Source organism: Akkermansia sp. (genome assembly GCF_020860705.1).
In the GTDB taxonomy this organism is placed as follows: Bacteria; Verrucomicrobiota; Verrucomicrobiia; order Verrucomicrobiales; family Akkermansiaceae; genus Akkermansia.
In genome coordinates this window covers 1-19,989 of sequence record NZ_JAJBTT010000028.1, presented here as the reverse complement: position 1 = coordinate 19,989, position 19,989 = coordinate 1, and the positions used below count along the sequence as shown (strand labels likewise).

The window sequence follows — 19,989 nt, the reverse complement described above, 5'->3', positions numbered from 1 at the left end:
GGGAAAAGGTTGTTACCGCCGTCTGCGGCGTGTCATCAGAGCGGCCAGTCCAAGCAGTCCCAGTGTGGCGGTAGCAGGTTCCGGAACCAGAAGCTGAATCGTTCTAAGATCCCTATCCACGTTTCCCAGAATGCAGTCCATGTAGTAACTATAACCAAGTTCAGTCGCTCGATCCTGCGTAGTAAGGCCCAGGTCGAATAGGTGGCTGGTGGAAAAATCCACATCGCTGTAAGTTAACACGGAGTCATCGGCTATTTTTTTAAAGACAAAAACAGCCAGTTCGCCCGTTTCTCCCGTAACCATTAAGTAAACGGGAGTGGTTAAGGTGGAGGGAGTCTCGTATGCTCCCGTCAGGTCAAAGCTGCCATTGGTGACAGTACCGTCTTGATATTTAGGTATGGAAGTCAATGTGTTGGTGAAGCTGTTCTGCATATTTACCAGCTGGCTGTAGGTCAACTGGTCCTGCCTGTAGGATTCCCCCTCGAACATCCATTTGGAGCTTTCCATATCGTAGCTCCAGGTGTCACTGTTGAAAGCGCCGAGGATGGCTTTTCCTCCGTTCAAAGATTGCCCGAGGGAGTTGATCAGAGAATAATCATTGCTGATAGTAAAGTTATCCGCTAAAGCAGTACCCCCGGAGAGGACCGCGCAGGCGGCGAGAGTGGCGGTAAAAAAGGAGCGGTAAGACATAGTCGGTTATTTGTTGGTGAAGTGTTTATTGGAAACCGTGATATGGGCGGGTGTTTTGGAAGATGCGTCATAGACGGAGAAAGCCCCGTGGAAGGGAATGTTGGAAACATCTTGTTTGTTGTCGTCGCGCTTCCAGGCGCCACCCTGGCGAACTACCTTGACCATGGCATTTTTTTCGCCTATGGGGATGTTGACGATGGTGTCGTCCGGCAGTTCCAGGGCAGTTTCAGCCAGGGTCTGGGCGAGCGGGAGTCGGGTGTGAAGAAGGGAGTTGGACTTGGGCATGACAAGCTTCTGGTGTTTCATGGACACTTCCCCGATGACCACGGCTGTAACGTCGTCGCCGGGTTTGCGCGTAATGGTCAGGGGTTCATGGCTGAACACGGGCATGCCTCCAATATTTTTCGCGGCCCCTCTCCGCTTCCATTCTCTTCCGTCATAATAGATTGCCAGCTGGGTGGTTGCGGAATTGAAAATGTTGACTGTATCTGCAGATATGGCGGAGCCGCTCTTTAATCCAAATTGATTGGTTGACCCAAGCACGTCATCCAGCGTGCGCGCCTTGCGGAGAATATAGGAATCAGGCTTTTTGCCGGTTTTAACCAGTTTGGAAAGAAGGCTGTCGTCTACTACGATTTCATGTGTCGTCCAGCAGGAACCCGGTTTTTCCCATCCGTCCCGGTTCAGGGGAAGGGCAAGAGCTTCATCCCCGAAATGAAGGACCAGGACGTAGGCGGATTTTTCGTCCATCAAGTCCTGAAAATCAACGTCGGAATCCGTAATAGTAACTTCAGAGCCTTTATAAGCTACACTTTCTTCCTGAAGCGTGTGCTGCATCAGCGCTTCCGGATGCACCCCCAGGCCCAGGTAGCCCGTTTCCTTGGCGTACAATTCCGTCTGGATGTAGCCGCAGGGCGTGCTATAGGCTGTTTCCGCATGCAGGGAAGCGGCTGTAGCCGTCAACAGGGCGCATGTACACAGAAATGTTGGTAAACAATGTACCGGATTCACAAACATTAAATCATTAAGAAGAAGGGGAATGATTTGTCAATTAAGAAAGGGAAAAACATTCCGAATTTTAAATTTTATTTATTCAACGGCTTTTTCAAAAAAGGGAGCATGAAACCTCCTGCTATTTGTCAAGAACACGGCAGGCGCTGAAATTGCCGATTTCAGGCGTGCCGGCGTATTTTTCCGCCGTCAGCCATTTGCCGTGCATTCTCCCCTTCCGGAAAAACGGCTGGAGTCCCGAAGCCCATTCCGCTGCTGGCGCCGGAAGAAGATGAACCGGGAAAAGAAAGCCTCCTTCCCCCTTGACGGAACGGTGTCCGTGGAAAGCAGGGTTCCGCCTTGTTAATGCGGGTTTTCTTCTTCCCGGGAGATTTTCAGGCGCAGGAAGCGCCGCGGGGAACTTTCCGCGTTGATGGGCGCGGTATCCCGGAAGATGGCGGCGCTTTTGCCTTCCGTTTCCACTTCCGCCATTTTCGTCCAGGTTTGAAGGTCTGCGGAGGATTCCATCAGATGCCTGATTCCCGTGGCCTCCGGATTGACGGGCCAGGCCAGCACCAGGAAGGTGCCGCCGTCCGTTTTTTCCGTGGAGACCTGCACGACGCTTCCGCAGGGCTTGAGCGGGTCCAGTCCCGTAGCGTATTTCAGCAGGTTGGGGATGCCGTCTCCGGCGGGAGAATCAGTGGCGCCTGTCTGGTCCGTATCCGGGTCCCGGGAGGCGATTTCATCCTCCTTCCATTCGTCCCAGGTGCGCTTCTGACCGCGTTGGACCACGGTTGCGGAGCGGACGGTTCCGAAGGAGGAAAAGGAAAGTTCCTCCGTGCGGGAGTCTGCTGCGGCATTGGCCGCTGCGGAAACGGACACGGTTCCGTTGCCCGTCTCCGCGCCCTGCGTTCCGGTGATGTCCAGCCAGTCCGCCGTTTTGGATACGTTCCACGCTGCGTCACAGGTGACGGAGAAAACGGCTGTTCCCCCGTTTTTGGGCAGCATGAGGATGGGAGGGGAAAAGGTGAGAGAAGGCTGCCTGCCGGACTGGATGATGGTCATGATGGCCGGCTGGATGCCGGGAACGGAGATCGTGATGGTTCCCGTGCGTTCTCCTGCGCCTTCCCAGCGGTCCACGCTGTAGGTGACCGTGCCGTTTCCGGAGCCTGAAGAGGGGGAGACGGTTATCCAGCCTGCGGAGGAGGAGGCCGTCCAGGAAGCGTCGCTGGAAACGGTGAACGTAGCCGCCGTTGTTCCCTCCGCTCCCACGCGGATGATTTGTCCCGCGGCGGGAACGTCCAGGGAAGGCAGGAATTCGTCATACGGAATGCGCAGGAAGAAGAGGTTTTCATCCCCGTTGAGCCCTTCATAAAGCACGCCGATGTGGCCGTCCCCCGTTTCGCAGATGTCGGAATAGCCGCAGGAGGGGCGGGAATCGTAAAGAACCTGGCTGCCGGAGGGCCATGTGGAGCCTTCGTCAAAGGAGGCCTTGAGGGTCATCAGGGCGCGCGGGGCGGAAGTTCTATTGGGGTTGGAAAAAAGAAGGGCCCGGCTGATGTTTCCGGAGTTTTCCACGGCCAGCTGGCTGGCCTGGCAGGCAGCCGGTTCCGGCAGGGAGTTCAGGTTGGTGGCATGGGCCGTCCACGTCTTGCCCATGTCGTCCGTGGTGAAGATTTTCCGGTAGCCGCTCCTGTTTTCATTGCGGGCGTTAAGCATCAGGCGGCCGTCGCTGAGTTCCGTGACCACGCATTCGCTGGAGCCGGCGCCAATGCCCAGCGTGCCGGATTTTCCGGTGTCCTCGCTGATCCAGGTCTGCCCGCGGTCCAGGGAGTAAATAATGCAGGACTGGGGAGTGCCCGTGCCGCTGCTTCCCGTCCATATCTGGGAAGGGAAGACGATGGGGCGCACGCCGTTGACCGTCTTTTTCATGGTGATGCCGTGGCCCGGACCCTGGAAAAAGGACTTCCAGGCCTTGTTCTTGATATCCTTGTTGATGCTCCTGGGCTTCGTTTTTACAAACTCCCCGGTATCCGGATCAATGGAACCCCACGTCTGGCCGTTGTCCGTACTGCATGCCACCACGTATTGGACGGTTTCCAGGCTTTCCACGTCCACGTTGGCCTTGGAGGAGGCAAGCCCGTGCCTGGCGATGCCGGCCAGCCACAGGGTTCCGTTGACTTCATCCAGCAGGATGCAGGGGTCGCTGACGCCGTAGCCGGCATTATAATCGTTGGAGGCCTCCCCCGTAGGGTTGAAGTTGACGGCCACGTGGACGGGCGTCCAGGTGCGGCCGTTGTCTGTGGAGCGGCTGCATCCCGTGTCGATATTGGCCTGCATATCGTTGCGGCCGTCGTAGCGGATGTCGAAGACGGAGACGAGGTCGCCGTTCTTTGCGCGCACGATGCCCGGAATGCGGAATTTTTTGGAAGTCTTTCCTTCCGTGGGGCCTCCGTAGACAGGGTCGTTCGCCTTGGCGATGGCATAGCCTATCCGCTGCCTGGCCGTTACTCCGCCGGCAAAATCGTCTGTTTGTCCGTCCACCGTGACGGAGGCGATTCTGGCGCCCACCTTATGGTCCATGCTGGCGGAATCCTTGAGCTTGACGCTGACCCAGAAATAGTATTGCTGCCCGTCAACGAGCGCCCCCGGGGTGACAGGAAAAGTCATGACGGGAGCCGGCGGCTGGGCCGGGCTGGCGAGGACGCCCCGGGAGCTCATGGCGCCGTGGCCGCTGGCTCCATAGGCGGGAGCGGAGTAAATGCTGTTGGCGTCTCCGGTGTAAAGGGATACGCTTTCAATGTCTGCCAGGTCGTCGGACGGGCTCATGTCCACGGTGACGGACATGCCGGCATAGGAGGCGGGGACGTTCGTCAGGGAAAAGCGGAGGATGCCGTTGGCCTCCATGCGGATCATGGCCGGCCATGCTTCTGCGGCGCTGGAAAAGGGCTGGAAGGGGGAAAGGACCAGATCATCGAAAAGGACGCCCTTATCGGCAGGGGCTTCACAGCGGAAAACAAGACGGACGGTCCCGGACGGGAGAACTCCCTGTACCTGCTGGGCCATGGGGCTGTTTCCCGTTTGCAGGGAGGAACCGTCCACGACCAGCGTTTCATTCCCTTCCCGGTCCGCGGCATGGATGGTGAAGGAAAAAGGATCGGTGCCCGTCCAGCGTTCCCCCTTCAGGGAAAGAATTTTCCTGGCTGTCAGGGGAGAGGGCAGCGTCAGTATGGCTGTGCTTTTGGTTCCGGCGCCCTGGCCTATCAGCCGCATGCAGTTGGGCTGGGAGGAATAGCGGTTGTCAGCAATGGCGGCGTGGCCGCTCTCCGCCGTCATGGTCCCCAGAGCGGTGGCCAGGGTGGTGAAGCCGCCCGTTGGGAAGGAATCAAAATTTTCGGAAACGGCCTCGTCTGCTCCCCTTGTCATGCCGGCGCCCAGGTACAGGAAGAACAAGACGGCGGCAGAGACGAGGGTGCGGCGGAGGATCTGGAAAGTGTTCATCATGAGAAAGGAAAGAAAAAACTTTTAAAAATGCTTGATAGCGGAAAAGGACGGGAAATGAAAACAGAAATAGAAAAGGGAGGGGGGAAATTAATAAAATTTTAACGGTTGTTCTGGTCTGTTTTATTTGTGCTGCGAACAGAGTTCCTCTAACATGAATCCATTGTTGAGGAGGCAATCACTCCTTCCCCCTTTTTCCATGTTTTCAGAAGTGCACTCGGACAGCCAGCGGGCGGACAGAATTCTGGCCTCCATCCGGAGGGAGGAATCCCGTTCGGGCCGTGGCTTGTTGAAAATTTTCTTCGGCATGGCTCCGGGCGTGGGAAAGACGTATGCCATGCTGGAAGCCGCTATCCAGGCGGCGGACAAGGGGGTGGAGGTGATCATCGGCGTGGCGGAGTCCCATGGCCGGGAGGACACGATGCGGCTGATCGGAAGGCTGCCGCGCCTTCCCATGAAGAAGACGGTTTACCGCGGCGTGGAGATGGAGGAATTTGATTTGGAGGAGGCGCTGCGCCTGAAGCCCCGGCTTATCCTGGTAGACGAGCTGGCGCACACGAACGTGCCCGGCATGCGCCATAAAAAACGTTATCAGGACGTGGAGGAGCTTCTGGCCGCCGGCATTGACGTCTATACCACTCTGAACGTGCAGCATCTGGAAAGCCGGGCGGATACCGTGCATGACATCACGGCCGCTCCCGTGCAGGAGACCGTTCCGGATTCCGTGCTGGCGGAGGCGGATTGCATTCAGCTGGTGGACATTGCCCCGGACCAGCTGCGCGCCCGCCTGCGGGAGGGGAAGGTGTACGGCGCGCCGCAGGCTTCCGCCGCGCTGGACAATTTTTTTAAGGAGTCCAACCTGACGGCCCTCCGTGAACTGGCCCTGCGCATCATGGCGGAGAAGGTGGACCATGAGCTGACGGAGGTGCGCACCATCTCCGGAGACCGCTCCATCTGGCGCAGCGGGGAGCGGCTGATGGTAGCCGTGGGCCCCAGCCCGTTTTCCGCCCGGCTGGTGCGCTGGACGCGGCGGATGGCTTATGCCCTGAATGCGCCGTGGATCGCCCTTTCCGTGGACACGGGGGCGGCTCTTTCCCCGGAGCAGCAGCAGCGGCTGGATGCCAACCTGGAACTGGCGCGGCGCCTTGGAGCGGAAGTGATCGTGATGCCCGGCTCCGACCTGGCGGAAACCCTCCTCCGCATGGCCTTTTTAAGAAATGTCAGCCAGATCGTGGTGGGGAAGCCGCAGGAATCCTACCTGTGGGGGCTGGTGCGGCCCATGTCCCTGGTGGACAAGCTGGTGAAGGGGAGCGACCAGATTGACATTTATGTGGTTCCCGCCGCTCCGGGGCCATCCCGGAGCGGGTGGAAAAGCTGGCACCGTGAAACGGAAAAATACGGCCGGGACTACTGGCTGGCCGCAGGCGTGACGGCCGCTGTTACCGGGATCGGGCTGCTGATTTCCGCGTTTACCGGTTATTTCGCCCCCGGATTCCTGTATCTGGCGGGTGTAGTGGTCCTGGGCTTTTTCATCCGTTCCCGCTGGGCCATGCTGATGGCGGCCGCCATCAGCGCCCTGTTGTGGAACCTGCTGTTCATCCCTCCCGTGCTGACCTTCAAGATAGAGCGGCTGGAAGACGCCCTGATGTGCGCGTTTTTCTTCCTGGTGGCTCTTTCTACGGGGCGTCTCACGTCACGGCTGAGGGTGCGGGAGCAGGAGGAGCGGGAGCGCGAAAAGAAGACGAATGCCCTGTTTCTATACTCGCGCGCCATTGCCTCCGCGGCAGACATCCCCTCCCTGGTTTCCGTAGCCGTAGGCCAGATGAGCCAGATTATGGGCGTACGGATGGCGGCCATGGTTCCCTCTTCCGGCGGCGGACGGCTGAAGCTTTGCGAGGCCGGGGGAGCCTATCCCATGGATGAAAAGGAATGGAGCGTGGCTTCCTGGTGTTTTGAGCACCGGCAGCCGGCGGGAAGATTTACGGATACGCTTCCGGTGGCGGAGGGGTTTTATTTTCCCATGATGTCCGGAGAGCACTGCATGGGGGTTCTGGGCGTAAAAGCGCAGGACGGGGACCGTCTGACGGCGGGACAGAAGGATTTGCTGGAAAGCATGGGGGCCCAGCTGGCCATGGCGTTGGAACGTGAAGAATTGCGGGCGGAAGGAACGCGGGTGCGGTTCATGGAGGAGTCTGAAAAATTACACCGTTCCCTGCTGGACAGCGTCTCCCATGAGTTCAAGACGCCGCTGGCCGTCATTGAGGGAGGCTGTGAAAAGCTGTCCGGGCGTTCTTCCGCCGCTCCGGAGGAACGGGAGGAATATGCGGAAATCATGGCTGCTGCGCGGCGCTTGCGGCGCCTGGTAAAGAATTTATTGGATGTGAGCCGCCTGGAATCCGGCGCGCTGAGGCCCCGGCTGGACTGGTGCGACTTGGGGGACGTGGTGGAAGGCGCCCTGGCGGCAACGAAGGAGGCGCGGAAGAATCATCCGGTTTCCGTTTCCCTGCCGCCGGATTATCCGCTGGTCAAGGCGGATTTCTCCCTGATGGAGCAGGTGCTGGTCAACCTGCTGCTGAATGCCTGCGTACATACGCCTTCCGGAACGCCTGTCACGTTGCAGGGAGGTACCGATTCCGTGAACGGTGTGGTGTGGCTGGATGTGCATGACCTGGGGCCCGGCATTCCCCCGGAGCTGGCGGAGAATATTTTTGAGCGTTTCCGGACGACGCGTCCAGGAGGGCTGGGCCTGGGGCTTTCCATCGTGCGCGGCTTCATGGAGGCGCAGGGGGGAACCGTCACCCTGGTTCCCGTTTCCGCCGGAACCTGTTTCCGGCTTGCTCTTCCCTGGAAAGAGCATGATCATGTTCCTGAAGAATGATTCCATGCCGCTGAAGCCATGAGCAATCCTCCCGCAGATATCCTGGTTATTGACGATGAACGGCAGATACGCCGTCTGCTTTCCCTGACCCTGGCCGGAGCCGGCTACCATGTCCGGGAGTGTGAGAACGGGCAGCTGGGCTTGAGCGAGACCGCTCTGAAACGCCCGGACGCCATTATTCTGGACCTGGGCCTTCCGGACATCAACGGTCTGGAAGTGCTGAAGCAGCTCCGGGAGTGGACGCAGGTGCCCATTCTGATTCTGACCGCCTGGGACCGGGAGGATGAGAAGGTGGACGCCCTGGATGCCGGGGCGGACGATTACCTGACCAAGCCGTTCAGCGGGAGGGAACTGCTGGCGCGCCTGCGCGTGATGCTGCGCCGGAACCGGCCGGACAGGGAACCCTCCGCCTTCCGGCTGGGTTCCGTGCGGGTGGATCTCAGCACCCGGCGCGTGGAAAAAGGCAGGGAGGAAATACACCTGACGTCCAAGGAATATGACATTCTGCGGCTTTTGCTTCTCCACCAGGGCAAGGTGATGACCCACCGGCAGCTGTTGCGGGAAGTATGGGGCCCGCAGCATGAGGAGGATACGCACTACCTGCGGGTGCATATTGCGCACCTGCGGCAGAAACTGGGAGATTCCGACCCGGAAAACCGCATCATCCGTGCGGAATCCGGCCTGGGTTACAGGATTGCGGCGGACAGCGCCGAATAGTTTTTTCCCTGCCGCCGCTGTGAAAGGCGCGGTACAGACATGCAGGAATGTTTTTACGCCTGTAGGAGCGGCATGCCGCCGCATGGCAGGAGGGAAGCAGGGCGGAAACGGGGCAGGCTATATTTTTTCATAACGCTTGCGGGGTTTGTCTTAACTTAACGTATTTCAACAAGGTGCGTATATTCAGGGCGTATAGAACACGTCTATGAAGATGAAATACGCCATAGCAACAATAGGGGCCGCAGCCTGCTGCGCCATGATGTCCACCACCGCCTGCCTGGGCAATGAAGCGGCCGTGGAATTCTCCCGCCCTCTGTCCAAGGACCAGTTATCCGCCATTCCTTCCACAGATCGTGACTGGTCCTTTTCCCTTTCCTCAGGGTGGTCCAGCAAATACGTGACGGAAGGGCTGGATTGCCTGCCCGGCAGCGGCATCTGGGAAGTGGCTCCCTCCGTTTCCTGGAAAAATGTCACGTTGAGTGCCTGGTATGCGGGTGGAGATTCCGCCAATTACGATGAATTGGACCTGGTGCTGGGCTACGCCTGGAATTTGGGGAACTGGACGGTCAATCCCTGGTACGAACACCAGTTTTATTTTACGCAAGACTACAACGTAGCCAATCCGGCCCTCACGGTCTCCTATTCGGTAACGGACTGGCTGACCGTGGGTGCGGAAACCCAGGTGAAGGTGGAGCATCAGGATTTTGACTCCTATTACAGCGCCTTCGTCCAGCTGGAATGGTCTCCCGTGGAAAACGTGACCGTGACGCCCATGGTCCGGTACGGATACAATGGAGGCTATAACGTGGATTACGCGGACGGTTCCAACTGCATTGACTGGAGCCTGGGCGTCACCTGGAAATGGGCGGAGCACTATTCGCTTTCCGGTTCCGTCAACTATTCCCAGGCGGCCACGGTGCTGAGGCGCAAGAACGCCGGTGACGAATTCTGGGTAGGGTTCCGCCTGGGAGTGGAGTTCTAAAGGTGGATGGGTGGCGGAAAAACGGGCTTCCGGAGGGAATTTAACATTTTCTTAATGTCCGGAAGCCCCTTGTTAACTACCCGGCATGGCCGGAAAATGTATAGAGTTTCGTTATGTCCTCGCACGACTTGTTAATCATTGTCCTATTCATAGGCATCCTGGTCGCCTTCACCCCGTTGCTCGGGAAGTGGCTGGCGAATGTTTTGCAGGGAAAGCAGAACTGGCTTTCCCGTTTTCTGGGTCCCGTGGAACGCTGCACCTACCGTGTGGCCGGTGTAGACCCTTCCAGGGAAATGGACTGGAAAAAATATCTGGCAGCCGTTCTTCTATTCAATGCCGCCGGATTCCTGATCCTGTTTCTTTCCCTGTTGTGCCAGAAATGGCTCCCGCTGAATCCCGCCGGTACGGAAAACATGCGGTGGGACATTGCCCTGAATACGGCGGTCAGCTTCATGACCAACACCAACTGGCAGTTCTATTCCGGTGAAGGCAAGGAAGGCATCAGCTACTTCGTCCAGATGACCGGGCTCGGTGTACAGAACTTTGTCAGCGCCGCCACGGGGATTGCTGTCATGGCCGCCCTGATCCGCGGGCTGAAAAGGAAATGCGCCTCCACCCTGGGCAACTTCTGGGCGGACCTGACGCGCAGTACGCTGTACTTCCTGGTTCCCATTTCCGTGATCGTTGCGCTCCTGCTGGTCTCCCAGGGGGTGGTGCAGTCCTTTGACGGACCCACGACGGTGGCCGGCATGGACGGAGTGGAACAGGTGATTCCCAACGGTCCGGCGGCCTCCCAGGTGGCGATCAAGCAGCTGGGGACGAACGGCGGCGGCTTCTTTGGGAACAACAGCACCCATCCCTTTGAAAATCCCACGCCCTTCAGCAACATGGTTGAAATGCTCTCCCTGCTGCTGATCGGCTGTGCCTGCCCGTACGCCTATGGCGTGATGATCGGGAAAAAGAAACAGGGCTGGATCATCTTCGGCGCCATGATGCTTCTGCTCGTGACGACTATCGGGCTGTCCCAATGGGCGGAACACGCGGGCAATCCGCTCTTCCCCGGCATGGAAATGCTGGAAGGCAAGGAAGTGCGCCTGGGCGTCACGAACAGTTCCCTGTGGTCCGTGGCCACAACCGCTTCCTCCAACGGGTCCGTGAACTGCATGCACTGCAGCATGTCCCCCCTGGCGGGAGGCATCGCCCTGTTCAACATGCTGCTGGGTGAAGTGATCTTCGGCGGCCTGGGCTGCGGCCTGTACGGCATGCTGATGTTCGCCATGATTACCGTATTCCTGTGCGGGCTGATGGTGGGCCGCACGCCCGAATTCCTGGGCAAAAAGATTGAAGCCCGGGAAGTGCGCTGGTCCATGGTGGGCGTCCTTCTGCCCGGCATCGCCGTGCTGGTGATGAGCGGCCTGGCCGCCGCCACGGAAGTGGGGAGGGAATCCATCTGCAATGCCGGCCCCCACGGACTGACGGAAATCCTGTACTGCTTCGGCTCCCAGGCCGGGAACAACGGCAGCGCCTTTGCGGGCCTGGCCGTGGGCGATACGCCTTTCTACCCGCTGCTGGGCGCCCTGGCGATGCTGCTGGCCCGTTTCGGCGCCATCATTCCGGTGATGATTATTGCCGGAAGCATGGTCTCCAAGAAGGCCGCGCCGCCGGCCCGGGGCACGATGCCCACGGACAATCTGATGTTCATGGTGCTGCTGGTAGCCGTGGTGCTGATTGTAGGTGCGCTCACCTTTTTCCCCGCCCTGGCCCTGGGGCCCGTTCTGGAACACCTGCTCCTGTATTCGGGAACCGTGCTGTAAGGAGGACCCATTGACAACCCAGATTTTAAAATCATGAAAGAAGAAAAGAAAAACAAATCCTGGTGTGACAAAACCCTGCTGAAAGCGGCTTTTTGGGATGCGCTGCGCAAATTTGATCCGCGCGCCTTGTCCAGGAACTTCGTGATGTTCGTCACGGCTGTCGGCGCCCTGGTCGCCACCATCGTGCTCATCAGGGACATCGCGGCGGGGCAGCCCTTCGGCTTTACCCTGCAAATCACGCTTTGGCTATGGTTTACCGTCCTGTTCGCCAACTTTGCGGAAGCATTGGCGGAGGGGAGGGGAAAGGCCCAGGCGGACGCCCTGAAAAAAATGCGCGTCTATGTCAACGCCCGCCTGCTGACGGACAAGGGAACGGAAGAAATCGTCTCCGTTTCCGAACTCCGCAAGGGCCAGAAAGTCCTGTGTGAAGCCGGGGACGTCATTCCCCTGGACGGGGAAGTGATTGAAGGCATCGCCAGCGTGGATGAATCCGCCATCACCGGGGAGTCCGCTCCGGTCATCCGTGAAAGTGGCGGCGACCGGAGCGCGGTAACGGGCGGAACCCGCGTGATTAGCGACGGCATCGTCGTCCTGATCACGGCGGAGCCGGGCAATACCTTCCTGGACCGCATGATCGCCATGGTGGAAGGAGCCTGCCGCCAAAAGACCCCCAATGAAATCGCCCTGAGCATTCTGCTGGTGGCGCTGACCATTGTCTTCATGGCCGTCGTATTTTCCCTGCCTGCCATGGCCGGTTACATTGAGGATTCGGCACGGGCGCTGGGTTTCAACGCAGACGGCCATATCTCCCTGCCTGTGCTGGCGGCTCTGCTGGTATGCCTGATTCCGACGACGATCGGCGGGCTATTGAGCGCCATCGGCATCAGCGGCATTGACCGTCTGGTGCGCCGGAACGTGCTGGCTACTTCAGGCCGCGCGGTGGAAGCGGCCGGGGACATCGACGTCCTGATGCTGGACAAAACCGGGACCATCACCTTCGGCAACCGCATGGCGAACGAATTTCTGCCCGCGCCCGGCGTGGAGGACCAGCAGCTGGCGGAAGCCGCCCAGCTTGCCTCCCTGTCTGATGAAACGCCGGAAGGCCGCAGCATTGTGGTGCTGGCCAAAAAACAGTTCGGAATCCGTGGCCGCCACATGGACGCGGATTACATCACCTTTGTTCCGTTCTCCGCCTCCACCCGCATGAGCGGCGTGGACATTGCGGACCATGACGGCCAGCCGGCCGTTTCCATCCGGAAGGGGGCTGCGGAAAACGTGGCCCAGTGGGTGAAAGAACAGGGGGGGATCTTCCCTCAGGAAGTTGAAATGACCGTGCAGAACGTCGCCCGTGCGGGTGGCACGCCTCTGGTGGTGGCCCGTGGGAAGGACGTTTTAGGCGTCATTTATCTGAAAGACATCGTCAAGGGCGGCATCAAGGAACGGTTTGCCCACCTCCGTGCCATGGGGATCCGCACCGTGATGGTGACGGGAGACAATTCCCTGACGGCCGCGTCCATTGCGGCGGAGGCCGGTGTGGACGATTTCATTGCGGAAGCCACGCCGGAAATGAAGCTGGCGCGCATCCGTGACGAACAGGCGGAAGGCCATCTGGTGGCCATGACCGGGGATGGGACCAATGATGCGCCCGCCCTGGCCCAGGCCGACGTGGGCGTTGCCATGAATACCGGCACGCAGGCCGCCCGGGAGGCGGGCAACATGGTGGATCTGGACAGCAACCCGACCAAGCTGATTGAGATCGTGGAAATAGGCAAGCAGATGCTGATTACGCGCGGTGCGCTGACTACCTTCTCCTTTGCCAATGACGTCGCCAAGTACTTCGCCATCATCCCCGCCATGTTCGCAGGCCTCTTTGTGGCTGACGGCATGGCCATGGGGCCGCTTTCCGCCCTGAACGTCATGGGGCTGCACTCCCCGCAAAGCGCGATTCTCAGCGCCGTTATCTTCAACGCCCTGATCATCGTAGCGCTGATTCCGCTGGCTTTGAAGGGGGTCTCCTACCGCCCGGCGGGAGCCTCATCCCTGCTGAAGCGCAACATCCTCATTTACGGCGTGGGCGGTCTGGTGGCGCCTTTCCTCGGCATCAAGCTCATTGACATGGCCGTCACTGCCTTGCACCTCGTCTGAACAATTAAAAATCAACCTGTTGAATCATTATGAAATGGACATTTCCCAATCTGCGCCTGTTTCTGGCGCTGGCCGTCATCACCGGCGGCCTTTATCCCGTGGCCGTCACGCTTGTCAGTCTGGTCCTGTTCCCCCATCAGGCTCATGGTTCCCTGATCCGCAATGAACAGGGGGACGTGATCGCCTCGGAGCTCATCGCCCAGCCCTTTACTTCCGCCAGGTACTTCTGGCCCAGGCCTTCCGCCGGGGATTACGCCACCATGCCTTCCGGAGCCAGCAACCTTTCCTGGACCTCCGGGGAACTGGTGAAGACGGTGGCGGAACGCAGGAGCGCCTTGCTGAAAGCCCACGGACTTCCTGCGGAAACCCCTGTTCCTGCGGATCTCCTGTTTGCTTCCGGAAGCGGACTGGAATCCTTCATTTCCCCGGAAGCCGCGGAATTCCAGGTAGTCCGCGTGGCTGCGGCCCGTGGCCTGGCCCCGGCGAAGGTCCGGGAGCTGGTAGCCGGCCATTTCCACCATGGCGGCATTCTGGGGGAAAACGTAATCAACGTGATGACTCTCAACGCCGCCCTGGATAAATTGCCCCGTGATTAGTGGGATGTAATTATTCCTGCCCGGCCTGGAGAATACCCTGGCGGAAAAATCGCCCGGCGCCAGCCGGAGCCTTGGTTCCGCATCATTCTCCAGGTCCGGGCAGTTATTTATTTTTACCCTCCAGAAGGAACAGGGCCGCTCCGTGCGGATTAACCTGTACGTTCATTTCCCGGCTTACGGTGCCTGCGTCCTCCTGCTTCCACAAATCGCGGACGTTTTGCGGAGACTTGAGCCTGAGGCCGGAAAGGGGAACGTTAATGGTTTGGCGGTCATTGCCCGTATTGAAAAAACCAACGGCGGTGCGGTTTTTTCCCAGCGGTTTGAGCCAGACTTCACATCCGTTTTGGGATAAGACCTTTTCCGACGGGCCGTAAAACGTCTGGTTGACGGCGATCACCTCCCGGTTGCACAGGATGCCCCGGGTGAAATCGTCCAGATGCTCCAGATCGCATGAAATAATCAGCGGAGCGGACACCATGGCCCAGAACGACATTTGGAAATACTGTTCATCCGGCGTCAGGCGCGTGGGTTTGAATGTGGTGTTGGCTTTCCCAACCTGGCCCAGACGGCCGATTTGGAGCATGTCCGGATCATTCCAATGTCCCGGCCTGGTGTAGGGCTGCCATTTTTCCTGGGAAGAAGCAATCTTTTTCAAACTGCCCCAGTGGTCTTCAATGTCCCCTGTGGTGCGCCATACGTTGGTCAGCCTGCTGATGGGGGCGGCAATCTCAAACGGGGTGGAATTGGAGACGCTCAATACGATATCCCTGCCGCTTTTTTTCAAATCCGCGGCGATTCTTTCCGTATTTGGCACGTCGATCAGGTACCAGTCCATCTTGATATAATCAAAACCCCATTCCGCCCACTGTCTGGCATCCTGGGTGACCATCCAGACGGGGCCGACTTTGGCGGCTCCCAGCCGTTGGGAACCCGGACAGTTTCCAAACAGCTGGTCCGGCTGCGGACGTTTGTTTTCCGGAAGGGCCAGGGAGGAATAATCCCCCTGGGGATTGGGGGAGGAGGAGCCTATGTAGCCGGCATAAGTGCCCATCCACGGAGTTGAATAAATGCCTGCTTTCAGTCCCAGGGTATGGATTTCCCGGCACATGGCCTTCATGTCCGGAAAACGTTTGTTGGGCTGGATGGCGCGGTATTTGCCGCCCCTGGCGCCTTGCCAGCAATCGTCAATATTCACGTACCTGTAACCGTACTGGGCCAATCCGGAACTTACGAGCAGACGGGCGGTTTTCAGGATATTCTCCTGGCTCACGCCGCCGCTGTAGGAATACCAGCTGCTCCAGCCCATGGGCGGTGTCAGGCATATTTCCTGTCCGATGCGGAGGGTGACGGTGCCGTTTGCCTTGCCGTGGCTGTTGGCCGCCTGCACGGAAAAGGTATAAGCTCCCGGACGGCTGATTTTGCCGGTGATCACGCCGGTTTCCCTGTCCAGCTTCAGGCCGGGGGGAAGGTTGGCGGCGGCGAATTTCATGGGGCGTTCTCCGCTGGCGCAGATAGCGAACTGAATGGGAGAGCCGGGCCGGGCTCCGAAAAGCCGTGGTTCATTGAGGAACGGAGCCGCTGATTCGGGGGGAGTCAGGCGGATTCCGGATTCAGGAGCCGGATAGGGGGAAGGCATCTCGCCGCCGAAGGCGTCTGTCCGGGCCAGAAGCAAGGCGGCGCAAAGCAACGGAAGGAAGTGAATGCGGATCATGGAGCAAGAAGAAATGGTAATGGGAAAATAAGGGATGCGGATCAAGAGCGGATTCTTTAGAATAGGCGAAGTGAGGAATCATATGATACAAAATATGACGCGTCAAAAAAAATGTGGATAACGGGAAAATTCCTGTTTTCCCATTCAACGCTTGCAGGTATTCTTATGTCTAAATTACCAACATACCATGCTTAACAATCTAACAACAAAATTTCAGGAAGCGCTGATGCAGGCGCAACAAACCGCCGGGCGGCTCGGGAAGCCGGAAATTTCCTCTCTGGACGTTTTAGTAGCGCTGCTGGAGCAGGAAGGCGGTATTCTCTCTCCCATTCTCCGGAAGGCCTCCTGTGATCCGGGGCTGCTTTTACAGGCGGCCCAGCGGGAAGTGGCCCATGAGCCCACGCAGAGCGGATCTACCACGCAGCCCCAGATGGGGCGGGACCTGGCTACGGTGATGCACGCCGCGGAAGAAGAGCGCAAAAAACTCAAGGACGACTATCTCAGCGTGGAGCACTTCATGCTGGGGGCCCTGGACTCCCAGAACAAGGTGCACCAGCTGACGGACACCTTTGGCCTGACCAAGGACAATTACCTGGCCGCCATGAAGGAAGTGCGCGGCAATCAGCGCGTGACGGACGACAATCCGGAAGGGAAGTACCAGACGCTGGAAAAATACGGCACGGACCTGACGGCCCGCGCCCGCGCCGGCAAGATTGACCCCGTTATCGGCCGCGACACGGAAATCCGCCGTGTCCTTCAAATCCTTTCCCGCAGGACCAAAAACAACCCCGTGCTTATCGGGGAGCCCGGCGTGGGCAAGACCGCCATTGCGGAAGGCCTGGCGCGCCGCATTGTCAACGGAGACGTGCCGGAAAGCATGCGCAACAAGCGCATTGTCTCCCTGAACATCGGCTCCATGCTTGCCGGGGCCAAGTACCGCGGGGAATTTGAAGAACGTTTGAAATCCTTCCTCAAGGAAGTGACGGACTCCAACGGTGAAATCATCCTGTTCATTGACGAACTGCATACCATTGTGGGCGCTGGCGCCAGTGAAGGGGCGGTGGACGCCTCCAACCTCCTCAAGCCCGCGCTGGCGCGCGGTGAACTGCGGACCATCGGCGCGACGACGTTGGACGAATACCGCAAATACATTGAGAAGGATGCGGCCCTGGAACGCCGGTTCCAGCCCGTCATGGTCTCGGAACCCAGCGTGGAAGACACCATCGCCATTCTGCGCGGCCTGAAGGAACGTTATGAAGTCCACCATGGCGTGCGCATTACGGACGCCGCCATCGTGGCCGCGGCGACCCTTTCCGACCGCTATATTTCCGACCGTTTCCTGCCTGACAAGGCGGTGGACCTGGTGGACGAAGCGGCGGCCAGGCTCAAGATTGAGCTGGACTCCATGCCCACGGAGATCGACCAGATTGAACGCGAGGCCATGCAGCTGGAAATGGAACGCCAGGCCTTGGCGAAGGAGGAGGATGCCGACAGCAAGGCGCGGCTGGAAAAAATCACCAAGGATCTGGCTGACCTGAAGGAAAAATCCGGATCCATGATTGCCAAATGGAAGAGTGAAAAAGCCGTTCTGGATGCAGTCCGCGTGGAACAGGAAAAAATAGAAGCCCTCAAGCTGGAAAGCGAAAGGGCCAAGCGCATGGGGGATCTGACCCGTGCCTCCGAAATCACGTACGGTGAGCTTCCGGCCGCCGAACGCTCCCTGGCGGAAGGCAAGGAAAAGCTTAATAAGATGCAGCGGGAGGACGGAGGCCTGCTGAAGGAGGAAGTCACGGAAGGGGACATCGCCAAGGTGGTGGCCACCTGGACCGGCATTCCCGCCGCACGCCTGCAGGAAGGGGAACGCGCCAAGCTGGTGCACATGGAAGAACGGCTGGGCGCCCGCGTGATCGGGCAGAAACAGGCCGTCAAGGCCGTCTCCGACGCTGTGCGGCGCGCCCGTGCGGGATTGCAGGATGAAAACAGGCCCATCGGCTCTTTCCTGTTCCTGGGGCCCACAGGCGTGGGCAAGACGGAACTCAGCAAGGCGCTGGCGGAATTCCTCTTTGATAGTGAAAACGCCATCATCCGCATAGACATGTCCGAATACATGGAAAAACACTCCGTGGCGCGCCTGATCGGGGCGCCTCCCGGATATGTGGGTTATGAAGAAGGCGGCCAGCTTTCTGAAGCCGTGCGCCGCCGTCCGTACTGCGTGGTCCTCTTTGATGAAATTGAAAAGGCCCATCCGGACGTTTTCAACGTGCTTCTGCAGGTCTTGGATGACGGCCGCATCACGGACGGGCAGGGCCGTACGGTGGACTTCCGCAACACGGTCATCATCATGACTTCCAACATCGGAAGCCAGTACATCCTGAATGAATCCAACGCGGAACAGCGGGAAGCCAAGGCCATGGAAGCCTTGCGCGGCCACTTCCGCCCGGAATTCCTGAACCGCATTGATGAAATCATCATCTTTGACCGCTTGACGGCGGAAGAACTCAAAGGCATTGTGGACATTCAGCTTCAGCGTGTCCGCAAGCGCCTGGAAGCCAAGGGCCTGTTCCTGCGCATGACTCCGGAGGCTACGGCTCTGGTGGCGGACCATGGCTTTGACCCCGTCTATGGCGCCCGTCCGCTCAAGCGCGCCATCCAGCACGACCTGCTGGACCCCCTCAGCCTTAAACTTCTGGAAGGCGACTTCCCGGAAGGAACGGAAATCGTGGTGAGGGAAAAGGGCGGCAAGCTTGACTTTACCAAGGAAAAGAAATAACTGAAAAGGCTGCTTTTCCGGTGTGCTGCCGGAAAAACCGTGAAGGGCGTTCCCTGACAGGAGCGCCCTTCTGATATTAATCCCTTCCCAGGTGGCCAAAGGGAAACTGCCGCCTGGCCGGTGTGAAAGGAAAATCCGGGAAAGGAAACCGTCAGCAGCGGCGTCTTCGTAAGGCGAGCGCAGCCAGTCCCAGCAGGGAAAGCGTGGCAGTGCCGGGTTCCGGAACCATGTTCCAGCCCATGGAACGCATCAATTCCATTTCTCCATCCGTCAAGGTGCGGTGGTAGGTATCCGGTAAAATGGAATACTGCATGAGGGCGTCCGGATCGCTCGCGCTGTCAATGTGGGCCATGCTGGACCCTGGCTGCCAGGTGGTGGGGTTATAGGCGGTGAGCCCCGTATCGCCCAGGGACAGGGTTTCTCCAAGTGTAAATGCCGTATTCCCGTTGCCGGCCTTCTCCACGATGGATTGGCCTTCCTGGTTGGTTAACAGGGAATCGTACCTGGTATACAGCATGGTGCTGTAGGCTTTTGGATCATTTCCGGACTGGACCTGGAAAGTGCCGGTTTGTGTCGCCAGGGAAAGAAACCCTACGGTATGTCCCACCTCATGGGTCAGGATGCTTTGAAAATCATATTTTCCCGTATGCTCCGCCGATAAGGCGGCCTCATAATAAAGAGAATTCAAATGAAAGGTATTGCACTGGATGTAAATATCGTAGCCTGTGGTAGTACTCGTGACCCCATCGCGCCAGACGGACTCCGCCCGTGTGGAAACCTGTTGCGGCACGTTTGACAAATAGTAGGAATAAGGGGAATAGGCGGAGGCAAGAGTGGAGGAATTGGCTCCGTCGTACCAGGTGAGGCCTACGTTAAGTGTTCTGCCCGGGGTGGACTCAATTAAGCTATCCCATGTGGTCAACGCCCGTATGGCAGAGTCTATCTGATCCTGGGTCCAGTTATGGGTACTCGCCGAATCAAAAAATCCCTGGTCCCCGGAATCCAGGAAGGTGCATGAAAAAGTGGAGCCTATATTGACTGTTTGTACAGCAGACGAGAGAGGAATGTTCCCCAGGCAGCAGACAGTGCAAATGATACCAATCCGGAATGAGCTTTTCATAAATAGAAAAATAATAAAAACCCTCCCGTAAGAAAACCCGGCAACTCCGTTACTGTCGTCTAAAGAGGGAAAAGG

General features: G+C 58.5%; 12 protein-coding genes. 7 read left to right on the top strand and 5 right to left on the bottom strand.

Annotation, left to right across the window (positions count from 1 at the left end):
• Positions 1-12: 12 nt before the first annotated feature.
• The 3 genes from LIO64_RS05835 to LIO64_RS05825 form a co-directional block, all read right to left on the bottom strand.
• A complete protein-coding gene (locus LIO64_RS05835; RefSeq protein WP_290548499.1) occupies positions 13-564 on the bottom strand; it encodes a PEP-CTERM sorting domain-containing protein in 552 nt (183 codons plus the stop codon).
• Between the two features lie 132 nt (positions 565-696).
• On the bottom strand, positions 697-1,653 hold the full coding sequence (locus tag LIO64_RS05830) for a hypothetical protein (protein ID WP_290548498.1): 957 nt from the start codon (positions 1,651-1,653) through the stop codon (positions 697-699).
• Positions 1,654-2,043: 390 nt separating this feature from the next.
• A complete protein-coding gene (locus tag LIO64_RS05825; protein WP_290548497.1) occupies positions 2,044-5,184 on the bottom strand; it encodes an exo-alpha-sialidase in 3,141 nt (1,046 codons plus the stop codon).
• 196 nt (positions 5,185-5,380) lie between these two features.
• Between LIO64_RS05825 and LIO64_RS05820 the strand changes: the two genes are divergently transcribed.
• The 6 genes from LIO64_RS05820 to kdpC all read left to right on the top strand — a co-directional run bounded on the left by LIO64_RS05820 (position 5,381) and on the right by kdpC (position 14,313).
• Positions 5,381-8,059, top strand: coding sequence for a sensor histidine kinase KdpD (locus LIO64_RS05820; protein ID WP_290548496.1), 2,679 nt, complete (start codon positions 5,381-5,383; stop codon positions 8,057-8,059).
• Positions 8,060-8,077: 18 nt separating this feature from the next.
• A complete protein-coding gene (locus LIO64_RS05815; RefSeq protein WP_290548495.1) occupies positions 8,078-8,776 on the top strand; it encodes a response regulator transcription factor in 699 nt (232 codons plus the stop codon).
• 205 nt (positions 8,777-8,981) lie between these two features.
• Positions 8,982-9,758 carry a TonB-dependent receptor gene (locus LIO64_RS05810; protein WP_290548494.1) on the top strand — a complete coding sequence of 259 codons (777 nt, stop codon included), beginning with the start codon at positions 8,982-8,984 and terminating at the stop codon, positions 9,756-9,758.
• Between the two features lie 113 nt (positions 9,759-9,871).
• Positions 9,872-11,572 carry a potassium-transporting ATPase subunit KdpA gene (gene kdpA, locus LIO64_RS05805; protein WP_290548493.1) on the top strand — a complete coding sequence of 567 codons (1,701 nt, stop codon included), beginning with the start codon at positions 9,872-9,874 and terminating at the stop codon, positions 11,570-11,572.
• 33 nt (positions 11,573-11,605) lie between these two features.
• Positions 11,606-13,717, top strand: a complete 2,112-nt coding sequence (gene kdpB, locus LIO64_RS05800; RefSeq protein ID WP_290548492.1) for a potassium-transporting ATPase subunit KdpB — start codon at positions 11,606-11,608, stop codon at positions 13,715-13,717.
• 29 nt (positions 13,718-13,746) lie between these two features.
• Positions 13,747-14,313: a potassium-transporting ATPase subunit KdpC gene (gene kdpC, locus LIO64_RS05795; protein WP_290548491.1), complete on the top strand. Its 567-nt coding sequence runs from the start codon at positions 13,747-13,749 to the stop codon at positions 14,311-14,313.
• A 103-nt stretch (positions 14,314-14,416) separates the two neighbouring features.
• On the opposite strand, the gene LIO64_RS05790 is transcribed toward kdpC, so the two are convergent.
• Positions 14,417-16,024, bottom strand: coding sequence for a putative Ig domain-containing protein (locus tag LIO64_RS05790; protein ID WP_290548490.1), 1,608 nt, complete (start codon positions 16,022-16,024; stop codon positions 14,417-14,419).
• A 187-nt stretch (positions 16,025-16,211) separates the two neighbouring features.
• On the opposite strand from LIO64_RS05790, the gene clpB reads away from it, so the two are divergent.
• Positions 16,212-18,794 carry an ATP-dependent chaperone ClpB gene (gene clpB, locus LIO64_RS05785; protein ID WP_290548489.1) on the top strand — a complete coding sequence of 861 codons (2,583 nt, stop codon included), beginning with the start codon at positions 16,212-16,214 and terminating at the stop codon, positions 18,792-18,794.
• A gap of 151 nt (positions 18,795-18,945) precedes the next feature.
• Here clpB and LIO64_RS05780 read toward each other — a convergent pair whose 3' ends face one another.
• The gene (locus LIO64_RS05780; RefSeq protein WP_290548488.1) at positions 18,946-19,914 is read right to left on the bottom strand and encodes a PEP-CTERM sorting domain-containing protein; all 969 of its coding nucleotides are present in this window, start codon (positions 19,912-19,914) and stop codon (positions 18,946-18,948) included.
• Positions 19,915-19,989: the final 75 nt, after the last annotated feature.